9 protein-coding genes are annotated in these 12,188 nt (G+C 49.7%); 3 read left to right on the top strand and 6 right to left on the bottom strand.

What is annotated here, in order from left to right:
* Positions 1 to 5: 5 nt before the first annotated feature.
* Genes phoU through EDI28_RS20395 form a run of 4 tightly spaced genes read right to left on the bottom strand, consistent with a single transcriptional unit; the run spans position 6 to position 5,452 of the window.
* Positions 6 to 719, bottom strand: coding sequence for a phosphate signaling complex protein PhoU (gene phoU / locus EDI28_RS20410; RefSeq protein WP_128785736.1), 714 nt, complete (start codon positions 717 to 719; stop codon positions 6 to 8).
* Positions 720 to 730: 11 nt separating this feature from the next.
* Positions 731 to 1,549, bottom strand: a complete 819-nt coding sequence (pstB, locus tag EDI28_RS20405) for a phosphate ABC transporter ATP-binding protein PstB (RefSeq protein ID WP_128785735.1) — start codon at positions 1,547 to 1,549, stop codon at positions 731 to 733.
* An 18-nt stretch (positions 1,550 to 1,567) separates the two neighbouring features.
* Entirely contained in the window at positions 1,568 to 3,181 is a 1,614-nt protein-coding gene (pstA, locus tag EDI28_RS20400; RefSeq protein ID WP_128785734.1) for a phosphate ABC transporter permease PstA, read from the bottom strand.
* A 45-nt stretch (positions 3,182 to 3,226) separates the two neighbouring features.
* Positions 3,227 to 5,452: an ABC transporter permease subunit gene (locus EDI28_RS20395; RefSeq protein WP_128785733.1), complete on the bottom strand. Its 2,226-nt coding sequence runs from the start codon at positions 5,450 to 5,452 to the stop codon at positions 3,227 to 3,229.
* A 181-nt stretch (positions 5,453 to 5,633) separates the two neighbouring features.
* Between EDI28_RS20395 and EDI28_RS20390 the strand changes: the two genes are divergently transcribed.
* Genes EDI28_RS20390 through ppx form a run of 3 tightly spaced genes read left to right on the top strand, consistent with a single transcriptional unit; the run spans position 5,634 to position 9,772 of the window.
* Positions 5,634 to 6,137, top strand: a complete 504-nt coding sequence (locus EDI28_RS20390) for a glycine cleavage system transcriptional repressor (protein WP_128785732.1) — start codon at positions 5,634 to 5,636, stop codon at positions 6,135 to 6,137.
* Between the two features lie 46 nt (positions 6,138 to 6,183).
* Positions 6,184 to 8,280, top strand: coding sequence for a polyphosphate kinase 1 (ppk1, locus tag EDI28_RS20385; RefSeq protein WP_128785731.1), 2,097 nt, complete (start codon positions 6,184 to 6,186; stop codon positions 8,278 to 8,280).
* Positions 8,273 to 9,772: an exopolyphosphatase gene (gene ppx, locus EDI28_RS20380; protein ID WP_128785730.1), complete on the top strand. Its 1,500-nt coding sequence runs from the start codon at positions 8,273 to 8,275 to the stop codon at positions 9,770 to 9,772. The genes ppk1 and ppx overlap by 8 nt, the downstream gene beginning before the upstream one ends.
* Here the strand turns inward: ppx and EDI28_RS20375 are convergent.
* Both EDI28_RS20375 and phoR read right to left on the bottom strand, forming a co-directional pair.
* Positions 9,769 to 10,743: a PstS family phosphate ABC transporter substrate-binding protein gene (locus tag EDI28_RS20375; protein WP_128785729.1), complete on the bottom strand. Its 975-nt coding sequence runs from the start codon at positions 10,741 to 10,743 to the stop codon at positions 9,769 to 9,771. The genes ppx and EDI28_RS20375 overlap by 4 nt on opposite strands.
* An 80-nt stretch (positions 10,744 to 10,823) precedes the next feature.
* The gene (gene phoR, locus EDI28_RS20370; RefSeq protein WP_128785728.1) at positions 10,824 to 12,128 is read right to left on the bottom strand and encodes a phosphate regulon sensor histidine kinase PhoR; all 1,305 of its coding nucleotides are present in this window, start codon (positions 12,126 to 12,128) and stop codon (positions 10,824 to 10,826) included.
* Between the last annotated feature and the right edge of the window lie 60 nt (positions 12,129 to 12,188).

The raw sequence follows: 12,188 nt of genomic DNA, 5'->3' as shown, positions 1-12,188 counted from the left end.
TTGAGTCAGCGCTTCAGAATACTCTCAATTTCTTCCTGGCTGGTATGGCGGATATCCTTGCCTTTGACGAAGTAGATAATGTACTCGCAGATATTCTGGCATCGGTCACCCACCCGCTCGATGGAGCGGGCTGACCACATCACCTGCAGCACATTCGGAATCGAACGCGGATCTTCCATCATATAAGTCATCAGTTGACGAATAATGGCTTCGTATTCGCGGTCAATCCGATCATCTTCCTGATAGACGTCAATCGCAGCTTTAACGTCCATTCTAGCGAAGGCATCTAGTACTTCATGCAGCATCCTGACCGCATGCTGTCCTAGTGCTTCCAATGACACCAGCAAGTTATATTGCTTGTTGGTGAAATTCTCCAGCGCCACCTTGGCAATGCTTTCCGCCACATCACCGATGCGTTCCAAATCAGTAATGGTCTTGATGATCGCAATCACCAGCCGCAGGTCACTCGCCGTCGGCTGACGCTTGGCAATAATGCGGGTACAGGCTTCATCAATGGCCACTTCCATCGCATTGACCTTGTGATCATCTTTTATCACCCGCTTGGCCAGTTCGGCATCCTGTTTATGCATTGCCTTGAGCGCGTCGGCCAATTGCTGCTCGACCAAACCGCCCATCGCCAAGACATGAGTACGGATACTTTCCAGCTCCGCGTTAAACTGGCCTGAAATGTGGCGACCAAGACTTAAATTATCCAACATGATCTGATTCCTTAACCGTATCGGCCAGTAATGTAATCTTCCGTTCGTTTTTCTTTGGGCGTAGTGAAAATATCGTTGGTATTGGCGTATTCCACCAGCTCCCCCATATGCATAAATGCCGTGTTATCCGATACTCGGGCGGCCTGCTGCATATTATGGGTAACAATAATCACGGTGTACTTGGTTTTGAGCTCATTGATCAGCTCTTCAATCGTCAGGGTCGAAATTGGATCCAGTGCCGAGGTCGGCTCGTCCAGCAGCAAGACTTCAGGCTCAATCGCAATCGCCCGGGCAATCACCAAACGTTGCTGCTGACCTCCAGATAGCCCAAAAGCATTTTCATGCAAACGGTCTTTGACCTCATCCCACAAAGCGGCACCGCGTAGTGAGTTTTCGACTGCATCATCCAGCACTCGACGCTCTTTGAGCCCTTGTAGACGCAGCCCATAAATCACATTTTCATAAATGGATTTTGGAAACGGATTCGGTCGCTGGAATACCATCCCGACCCGTCTCCTCAGGGTGGCAACATCAACCTTGCTGTCATAGATATTCTGGCCGTGGAGCATAATCTTGCCTTCGACCGTACATCCCTCCACCAGCTCGTTCATCCGGTTGATACAGCGCAATAAGGTTGACTTACCGCAGCCTGACGGACCGATAAACGAAGTCACCTGACCTTTGGCTATCCGCATATTGATATTATACAGAGCCTGTTGATTACCATAATGCAGATCAAGCCCCTCAATCGACATCGCCGTTTTCTCTTCGGGTAACGCGGCTAAATCTTCTGGCTCAAACAGGCCCATGGTCGAGTTAATTGAAAACATGTAATTTACTGTGTCCCGTTATTGTTCCAAAGAGCGGAATTTCTCACGTAAGTGATTTCGAATACCAATGGCCGTCAGGTTCAGCCCGACAATCACCGTCACCAGCAAAAACGAGGTGGCATACACCAGAGGCCGAGCGGCTTCGACATTGGGGCTTTGAAACCCGACATCATAGATATGGTAGCCAAGGTGCATGAACTTACGATCCAGATGCAAATAAGGAAACTGATCATCCACCGGCAAGGTCGGGGCCATTTTGACGACCCCCACCAACATCAGGGGAGCAACCTCACCTGCCGCCCGAGCAACCGCCAAGATAAGCCCTGTCATTATAGCCGGACTGGCCATCGGCAGCACAATTCGCCACAGGGTTTCTGCCTGTGTCGCTCCTAGCGCCAATGAGCCGTGACGCACCGAATTCGGTATCCGCGCCAAGCCTTCTTCCGTTGAGACTATAACGACTGGCAGCGTCAGGATTGCCAGCGTCAATGCTGACCATAAAATACCAGGTGTACCAAAGGTTGGGGCTGGCAGCTGATCAGAGAAAAAGACATCATCAATCGTGCCGCCGACCATATAGACGAAAAAACCAAGGCCAAAGACACCATAAACAATAGACGGAACGCCGGCCAGGTTGATCACAGCAACCCGAATCAACTTGGTAAAAGGGTTTTTCCCTGCGTACTCATGCAAATAGATCGCCGCCATGACCCCGAGTGGAGTCACGATAACACTCATCAGCAACACCATGAAAACGGTACCGAAGATAGCAGGAAAAACCCCGCCTTCCGTATTGGCCTCTCGGGGATCCTCGCCGACAAACTTCCCGATCTGGCTGCCCCAGTGGGCCACTTTTTCAAGTGTCGTTAAATTGTTCGGATACCAAATATCCAACATCTGCTCGATAGGTAATTTCACTGTGGTACCGACCATGTCGCGAACCAGCAAGGCATCATTTTCCAACCGCAACCGCAAGTCTAACAGCCGTTGCTCAACAGCAGCATAACGCTGATCGAGTTGCTGACGCTGCAGGGTAAATTCCGGCTGCTTGCCATGTCGGCGTTCCTGCTGGCGCAGTAATTCAAGCTGATGGTTAATTGCCGCAATATCTGTCTTCTGCAACACCTTAATTTCATCCCGAACCTGCTCGGCGGCCAATAGCCCCTGCGCTAATCCTTCGATCGGCTTGCTTTCACCATCATCAATAAAGCTAATGGGATAACCGTAGAATTTACCGTTTTTAATTCGGTCAATCACCGCGATATCATCGGCAAGCGCCCGGCTGTTGATCTGAGTTTCAAGCAGAGTTATAAAATCGAGTTCTACACGCTCACGGTTTCCTGTTTTGATCAGATATCGAAAAACCCGCTCGCCTTCTATTGCCGACACATCGACACCGGCCTCGGCCAACTGACGAACCGATACCGACTTTGTCTCATAAACCTCACCGATAATGACCTGCTTGTGACCGTTGATATCAACATCAAACTGATACACAGGGGCCGGCCAGAAATAACTCAGCCCCTTCCAGCCTATCAGTAACAACAAGCCCAGTACGGCAACCAGGCTCAGGCTCACCGCTCCAGCAGTCAGCCATATCCATGGAGAACCCGATTTAAACCAATTTCCCATCACTTTATCTGTTTCATTCTATCTGTCGGTTAGTGGGCGTTCACATTACAGTGAGCTGTATTTTTCTCGCAAACGCTGACGAACAAGCTCGGCAATCGTGTTGAAAATAAAAGTAAACACAAACAATACAAATGCAGCCAGGAACAAGACCCGGTAGTGCGAGCTGCCTACCTCGGTTTCGGGCATCTCAATCGCAATAGTTGCAGACAAGGTCCGCAAGCCTTCCAGTATGTTCCAATCCATAATCGGGGTATTCCCCGTAGCCATCAGTACAATCATTGTTTCGCCAACCGCCCGGCCAAGCCCCATCATGATGGCCGAAAAAATGCCCGGGCTGGCCGTCAGCAAGACGACACGAGTCAGAGTCTGCCAATGTGTCGCTCCCAGAGCCAATGAACCGCTGGTGAGATGTCCTGGTACCGAAAAAATGGCATCTTCGGCAATCGTGAAAATGGTCGGGATCACCGCAAATCCCATCGCAATACCCACAACGAGCGTATTGCGCTGGTCATAGCCAACTCCCCACTCATTGGTAAGGTACATCCGCATATCACCGGCAAATAACCATTGCTCAACATGCGGGCTCGCTTCAAGGCAGCCATAGCCTAGCAGCACAATCATCGGCATCAGCAATATAATGTGCAGTCCGTTCGGCAAGCGATGTCGCCACTGCCCCGGAAGCAGTGACCAACCGATCCCAACCAACAACATCATTAATGGGAAGGCCACGATAATCATCGCAATGCCAGGCAGATACTCTTCAACGATCGGTGCAAGCCAAATTCCGGCCAAGAAACCCAAAATAACCGTCGGCAGGGCTTCCATAATTTCAACCGTTGGCTTAATCACCCGGCGCATTCTCGATGACATAAAATAGGCCGTATAAATCGCCCCGGCCAACGCCATCGGAATTGCGAAAAACATCGCATACACCGCCGCCTTGAGGGTACCGAAAACGACAGGAACCAAGCTTAGCTTCGGTTCAAATTCATCACTGGCAGAGGTCGACTGCCAAACGTAATCCGGCTCGGGGTATCCCTCATACCAAATCTTTTGCCACAGCGATGAAAAACCTATTTCCGGGTGGCGATTGTCAACCTGGTAGAGCTGCCAGCGATCACCGTTAACCGTCAGCAAACGATCGGCACGAGGAGAAATAGTGACCCAGTCAGGTACCCTGTCCAACATCTGATCGCGATAGATATGGCCTTTGACCGTGGTGTAGTATGCCGAAAGCGTACCGTCCTGGTGTACGGCAAAAAAACCTTTGCGGGAATATTCAGGTACTAACCGTACGACAGGGCTGTCAGACAAGACAAAATCTCGCGCATTAACCAGTGTTCGCTTGCCCTCGAGAAGGGTTTCGAACCACTGCGATACCGAGTTATCACTGGCCGTGATCAGCAAGGAGTTTGCGCCCGATAATAATGTCAACTTCTGCGGCGTACCCTGAGCTGTACTCACATCGACAACATTGCGGATCGTCGAGTTCACCCCGTCCAGTGTCACTACATATAAATTATCGCCGCTCAAAGCGTATAATGTCCGGGTATCGGGAGTCACAGCCAAAGCGGTGAGTGTTTCAGGCAATCCATCAATATAAAATGACTGCGATAACCAATCTGACACCTGTCCGGGCAGGCCATCCTGATGACGGAATATCATTGCCCTTACCCGATGATCCGCCGTCACTCCGACCACGACAGCATGATCGGCTCGCAATGATACAGCAAGCTGAGTAATAGGCAGGCCATCAGGATCAAGCTGAAACGACGCCTGTCCGAGAGGATAGGTAATATCAGGGGTTGTTTGTTTTACATTGCCGGAAAATGTGACTTGAAAGACCGGTTTGAACACCACCACCTCACCGGACTGCCCACCGTAGGCAAAAACCTCTTCACGAGGTAGCGAACGAGCAAAACTGGTTGGCTTTGCCATCACGGTATACTGGCTTATCTGCTCCCCGGCTTGCGGCGAGCTTAGGCTCACGAAGGTCAAATTTCCCTGCTGAGACATCCTATAGGCAATGTTATTTTGCTCATTGAGATAAATGGCTGCAGGCTGGTCTGGGAAATCAATGGAAAATGCCTGCTTGGGGGTCACTTTGACCGAAGCAAAAATCGGCATAATGACATAGAGCAAATAGAAGAAAATCAGGACTAAAGTAATAAGAACAAAAATACCACCAGCGGTCACTCCATAGCGCGCCAGTTTGTCTTTTACTCGACGGCCAGGACTGTCTCCCCTCAAAAGTGCACTGGCGTCTGCCATTATTACCTCATAAGATTTATACGTTTATCAATAATATTTCTTTTAGATGACAATTATATGACAGCCGGTACGGGTCAGGCCAATACTCCTTTCATTTCACTGGCCGTTCTACCGTTGCTTCTGGACAGATATTGTACTTGCTCACATAATGAACAAGCCTACTACGAATAAGGAAGTTGTTATGAAGCATCTCGTTATTACTGTTATTGGTAAAGACCGTCCTGGTTTAGTCGAAACGCTCTCCGATACAATTTACCAAAATCATGGTAACTGGCTGGCCAGCAGCCTCAGTAAACTTGCCGGGCAATTTGCCGGTATACTGCAGATCGAAGTCGCAGAGCAATATCTTCCTGTATTAAGTCAAACCCTATCAAAGATCGATGAATTGCAGATCCATATTGTCGAAGATGACAGCAAAGCAGTTCCAGTCACCACACTGCACAGCCTCACTGTTACCGGCAATGACCGACTCGGGATTGTCAAAGAGGTCACCGCCAAGCTCAACCAGCTCGGGATCAATATAGACAAACTCAAAACAAATACCCAAAGCGCACCTAACTGGGGCTACCCCCTTTTCACGGCAAACTTTCAACTTGAATTACCTTCAGAGCTTGAGCTCGAAGTGGTCCAGGAGGAACTGGAAAAGCTGGCTGACGATCTAAACATCGACATCGATGAAAACTAACTAAAGAGGCACAGCTTTAGCCCATAGCTTATTTAGCAGGAAAACAATGAGTACGGAATCTCTCTATATTGAAAAAGAATTAAGCTGGCTATCATTTAATGAACGCGTTCTCCAAGAGGCGGCAGACAGATCAGTGCCGCTAATTGAGCGCGTCCGCTTTCTTGGTATTTTTTCCAGCAATACAGATGAATTTTACCAAGTTCGCTTTGCCGATGTAAAACGCCAGATACTGATCAGCCAAGAACAAGGCAGCAACGACAGTGCTAAGCAGCTGCTCAGTAAAATCCAGAGCCGAGTCCTAAAACTTAACCAGGACTTCGATAGCCTCTATAACGAAATACTGCTGGAAATGGCCCGCCGGCATATTTTTCTGGTCAATGAACTACAGCTGGATAACCATCAGAAAGCCTGGCTACGCAAATACTTCCGCAATGCAATTCTTCCCCATATCATTCCAATTCTACTCACTGAAGATATTAACCTGCTCGAATTTCTAAAAGATGAGTATTCCTACCTGACGGTTGAGATGCAACAGGGAGAAAAGAAAGGCCATGCCCTGATCGAAATTCCGACCGATCAGCTACCACGCTTTATCGAGCTACCTGAAGCAAAGGGAAAAAGGCGCAAGACTCTTATATTACTGGATAACATTATTCGCTTTTGCCTTGATGATATTTTCAGTGGCTTTTTCGAATACGACAGCCTTAGTGCCTATTCAATGAAGATGACCCGGGATGCCGAATACGATCTAAGCCTAGAGGTCGAGCATAGCCTGCTGGAACAAATGTCAGAAGGGCTGAACCAGCGCCTTACGGCAATGCCGGTTCGCTTTGTCTATCAGCGCGATATGCCGAGCGAGATGATCGACGTACTCTGCGGGCTGCTGAAAGTGTCAAGTTATGACAGCATTATTCCCGGAGGCCGTTATCATAATTTCAAAGATTTCATCGGCTTTCCGAATGTTGGCCGTTACTATCTGGAAAACAAACCTCTGCAGCCGATACAAAGTTATCATTTCACCTCTGCCCGCAATGCCTTTGACGCGATTCAGGCGCAGGACATACTGCTGCACTACCCGTACCATACCTTCAACCATATGACCGAACTGGTTCGCCAGGCGGCCTATGATCCCAAAGTCCTCGGCATCAAGATTAATATCTACCGAGTTGCGAAAAATTCCCGAATCATCGAGTCAATGATAGATGCAGCCAACAACGGCAAGCGGGTAACCGTCGTTGTGGAACTGCAGGCTCGATTTGACGAGGAAGCGAATATTATCTGGGCACGTCGTCTGACCGAGGCGGGGGTACACGTGGTATTTGGTGTACCGGGTTTAAAAATTCATTCCAAACTATGCCTCATCACCCGTAGGGAAGGCGAAAAGTTGGTACGTTACGCCCACCTAGGCACGGGAAATTTTCACGAGAACACGGCGCGCCTCTATACCGACTTCTCGCTAATGACCTGTGACGATGAAATCACCAATGAAGTCCGGCAGGTCTTCGAATATATCGAAAACCCTTACCGGCCAGTAAAATTCAACCACTTAATCGTATCTCCGCGCAATTCCCGCTCGCGCCTGTATGATCTGATAGACAGGGAAATTGCCCATGCCAAGCAAAACCTGCCATCGGGTATTACACTTAAGGTGAATAACTTGGTTGATAAGGGATTGATTAACATGCTTTATCAGGCAAGCAGTTCCGGAGTCGCCATCAAGCTGATTGTGCGAGGAATGTGTTCGCTGATCCCGGGAATCAAGGGGATCAGCGAAAATATTACGGCAATCAGTATTGTCGACCGTTTCCTCGAGCACCCGCGTGTGGTGGTATTCGAGAACAACGGCGATCCCGAGGTGATGATCTCGTCTGCCGACTGGATGACCCGCAATATCGACAACCGAATAGAAGTTGGCTGCCCGATCAGGGATCCGGCGCTGAAAAAGAAAATTATCGATATTCTGAATATTCAGCTCACCGATACAGTCAAAGCACGGGTTATCGATAAGGAAATGAGCAATCAATATGTTCCTCGGGGAAACCGCCGTAAGATCCGTTCCCAAATTGCGATCTATGATTACCTGAAGCACTCTGAAAAACAGCTCAGAAAAAAAGCCGAGAAAGCGATGGTTAACAATGATTGAGAACCCACGTCCACGAGAGATCGCCGCAATCGATATTGGCTCGAACAGCTTCCATATGGTTGTTGCTCGCGTCATCGGGCAAAGCCTGCAAATTATCAGCCGCCATAAGCAGCGCGTTCAGCTGGCTTCCGGACTCGATGAACAGCACAACCTAGATCAGTCCGCTATCCAACGCGGCCTAAACTGCCTGGCCATGTTTGCTGAGCGCCTGCAAGGCTTTGAGCCAGAGAATGTTCGTATTGCTGCAACCTACACCCTGCGCCAAGCCCAAAACGCCCATGTTTTTCTCAAACGTGCCGAGGGCATCATCCCCTATCCGATTGAAATCATTCCAGGCACCGAGGAAGCCCGCTTGATCTATCTCGGCGTCGCCCATACCCAACCGGAAAATGGCCGTAAACTGGTTATAGACATCGGCGGAGGAAGTACCGAACTGGTTATCGGCGAAAACTTTGATACCCACTTGCTCTATAGCAAGCATATGGGGTGCGTTAGCTACAACCAGCACTTTTTTGCCAAAGGAAAAATCAATGCCAAGAATATGGCGGCAGCAACACTGGCTGCCCAGCAAAAGATGGAAAGCATTGCCAATCAATATCGAAAGAAAAGCTGGCAATATGCCGTTGGTTCATCCGGAACCATCAAAGCCATCCGGGAGGTGTTGATTGGGATGGGGTTCAGCGATGGCATCATTACAGCCAAACGCCTTAACCAACTAACAGACAAAATACTCAGCTACAAAAACGCCGATGAAATGGATTTGACCGGCTTGAGCGAAGATCGCAAGCCAGTCTTTGCCGCGGGTGTGGCAATACTCAATGCTGTCTTCTGTTCGTTGAAGATTGAAGAGATGACGTTTTCAGACGGGGCGCTGCGCGAAGGACTGTTGTACGAAATGGAAGACCGATTTCGTCACAGCGATATCCGTACCCGAACCGCCAGTGCGATGGCAACACAATATAACGTTGATATGGCTCAGGCCGAACGAGTCAAAGACACCGCGGAATACCTCTATAGTCAAATCGAGCCACAACCGGGGCTGACAAAATCAGAGCTGTCGACACTATTAGGCTGGGGAGCATTGCTCCATGAAGCCGGGCTAAGTATCAGTTATCCGGGGTTTCATCGCCACTCTGCCTACCTGTTGCGTTTTAGTACGATGCCTGGATTTAACCTTGAACAACAAACTGTACTCGCCACTTTGGTCCGCTTTCAGCGTAAGGCATTGAAGCTCGATGAGATGCCGGAGCTCAGCATCTACAAGCGCAAACACTTATACCCGTTAATCCGCACACTACGCCTTGCCGTTGCCCTTAACGGTCAACGTAGTGAGGAATCCCTGCCGGCTATTGCGGTTGAAGCCAATAAAGAAAACTGGCGTCTTGCCTTGCCCGAAGGCTGGGAAGAGAGCAATAAGCTACTCGCGGCCGATTTACGGCAAGAGCAAGAATACTGGGCCAAAGCCGGCTGGCAGCTAACTATCGATACCTAGTATTCGGCCATCAGTCCAAGCAACACCAAATCAGCCGTCACAATCGACGAAGAAAGCGGAACATAACCGTCTTTTTCAACCATATTCTGGCCAAAACGAGAAAGAATAAACTTGATAAATTCAGCCTCTAACGGAGCCATGGGCTTGTTTGGATGCTTATTGACATAAATATACAGGTAGCGTGCCAGTGGATAGCTGCCATTGAGTGAGTTTTCAATTGATGCCTCGACATACTCACCACCGTCTTCCCGGGCGACGGGGATGGCCCGGATCCCCGTCGTTTTATAGCCAATTCCAGAGTAGCCAATCGAGTTCAGCGAACTCGATACCGATTGCACAACAGAAGCCGAGCCCGGCTGCTCGTTGACATTATTCCTGAAATCCCCCTGACAAAGAGCACGCTGCTTGAAATACCCATAGGTTCCTGATACAGAATTTCGACCAAACAACTGAATATCACGGTGTGCCCAGCTCCCTGTCAAACCAAGCTGCCCCCAGCGGGTAATTGGTCCGGCACCACCACAACGCATTGTCCGTGAATAAATCGCATCGATCTGGGTAAAACTGATCCCCTGTAGCGGGTTATCCTCATGAACAAAAACAGCCAAAGCATCAATCGCGACCCTGATAGCTGTCGGCTTGTAACCATATTCATGCTCAAAAGCCTCAACTTCCTTGGCTTTCATCATTCGGCTCATCGGCCCCAGCTGAGCCGTGGCCTCGGTTAATGCCGTCGGAGCTGTCGACGAGCCTGCAGCCTGTACCTGCACATTCACATTAGGATAGAGGCGTTTGAACTCTTCAGACCAATAGGTCATCAAATTAGCAAACGTGTCCGAGCCAACCGACGACAGATTACCGGAAATACCACTGATCTTATGGTATTCCGCAAGTTCGTCATCGGCAGCAGCTACCCCCAAACTACCGATTAGTGCCAGTAAATATCCCAGTTTACGGTACAGGCTTGTCATAAGTTCCGGTGATCCCTCTAAAGGTAGTAAACGACAATAGCGGCCCGAGGGCCGCTATCTTCAATCTCTTTTTCGCAGGCTTAGGCGGCTTCAGCCACCAGCCTTTGTGGCAAGGTAAAGGAAAACGTGCAGCCTTCACCAACCACACTTTCTATTTCAAGCTGGGAATCATGGTGGCTCAAAGCATGCTTCACTATCGCCAGTCCCAGGCCGCTGCCCCCCGTCTCCCGTGAACGGGCTTTGTCGACTCGATAGAAACGCTCCGTCAGACGATGAATATGCTGTGGTTCAATTCCTTCGCCGCTATCGGTCACTTCCAGCCGCGGGCCGGCTGCCGACAGGTACCACCGTACCGACACTTCGGCATTTTTCGGGGTATGTTTCACCGCATTGTAAACCAAGTTGGAAATCGCACTGCGCAGCTGATCTTCATCCCCCAAGACCTTTAACGACTTATCAACGCTGAAGCTAAATAGCTGTTCATTGCCCCCACTGAGAGAGACCGCTTCTTTTTCAAGAATATCTAACATGGACGGCACGTCGATCGTCTCTTCCAGCTCAATATTCGGAGCGGCCTCGATCTTGGACAAGGTAAGCAGCTGTTCAACCAGCGAATTCATACGCAGCAGCTGCTCTGTCATCACCCCGTGTGCCTTATCCCACATCGGGCCAACCAGCATTTCCGGGTCTTTCGACATTTCCAAATAGCCCTGCAACACCGTCATCGGGGTCCGCAGTTCGTGGGAGACATTAGCAAAGAAATTACGGCGCATACCTTCTAGCTGTTTAACCTGCGAAACATCCCGCACCACCATCAGGTACTCCCCCTCGGTGTAATGCATGATCCTCAGTTCCAGCGTTCGGTCATAATTGAGCGGAGAGGTAATTTCCAGCGGCGAATCAAACGACTGCTTGGCCAGATAGCGGACAAAATCGGGGCTACGCAGAAGGTTACTGATAGGCTGCCCGGCATCATCCGGCCAGCGAAAACCCAACAGGTGCTGGGCCAGTTTGTTGCACCAGACAATATTCCCTTCGCTGCGAAAGACAACAACCGCATCAGGAAGGGATTCCGCTCCGTTGCGGAAACGGCGGATCAGTGTCGCCAGCTCTTTGCGACGACGGCGATTACGCTGCTGCAAGCGGTAAATCCCGTTAAACAGCGGTTCCCAACTGCCAGAACCTGATGGAGGGGTCATGCTACGCTCTTTCCACAGCCAGTCGGACATCTTCAGCTGATTGTGAAAATGCCAGATCAACTGGATCCAGGTCGCCACCAGCAAAAACCAGGGCATGTATCCAAAAACCAGACCCAAACCTATCCAGGGCAAATAGAAAAAGGCCAGTTCCCAGACCAGCTTTTTCCACGACAGCCGTTCTACCATCGACCACTCCATCTCAACGAAAGCCTTCGCTCACTTCCGTATCTATTTCAAACTCAGTGC

Origin of the sequence: Photobacterium chitinilyticum, from assembly GCF_004104355.1 — a bacterium.
Lineage (GTDB): Bacteria > Pseudomonadota > Gammaproteobacteria > Enterobacterales > Vibrionaceae > Photobacterium > Photobacterium chitinilyticum.
The sequence above is the reverse complement of the archived record's forward strand: the minus strand, read 5'-3'. Positions and strand labels throughout refer to the sequence as shown.

What these genes read in the sequence shown, in the direction of transcription:
- phoU (WP_128785736.1), bottom strand. Translation starts at nt 719, where the DNA reads ATGTTGGATAATTTAAGTCTTGGTCGCCACATTTCAGGCCAGTTTAAC.
- pstB (WP_128785735.1), bottom strand. Translation starts at nt 1,549, where the DNA reads ATGTTTTCAATTAACTCGACCATGGGCCTGTTTGAGCCAGAAGATTTA.
- pstA (WP_128785734.1), bottom strand. Translation starts at nt 3,181, where the DNA reads ATGGGAAATTGGTTTAAATCGGGTTCTCCATGGATATGGCTGACTGCT.
- EDI28_RS20395 (WP_128785733.1), bottom strand. Translation starts at nt 5,452, where the DNA reads ATGGCAGACGCCAGTGCACTTTTGAGGGGAGACAGTCCTGGCCGTCGA.
- EDI28_RS20390 (WP_128785732.1), top strand. Translation starts at nt 5,634, where the DNA reads ATGAAGCATCTCGTTATTACTGTTATTGGTAAAGACCGTCCTGGTTTA.
- ppk1 (WP_128785731.1), top strand. Translation starts at nt 6,184, where the DNA reads ATGAGTACGGAATCTCTCTATATTGAAAAAGAATTAAGCTGGCTATCA.
- ppx (WP_128785730.1), top strand. Translation starts at nt 8,273, where the DNA reads ATGATTGAGAACCCACGTCCACGAGAGATCGCCGCAATCGATATTGGC.
- EDI28_RS20375 (WP_128785729.1), bottom strand. Translation starts at nt 10,743, where the DNA reads ATGACAAGCCTGTACCGTAAACTGGGATATTTACTGGCACTAATCGGT.
- phoR (WP_128785728.1), bottom strand. Translation starts at nt 12,128, where the DNA reads ATGGTAGAACGGCTGTCGTGGAAAAAGCTGGTCTGGGAACTGGCCTTT.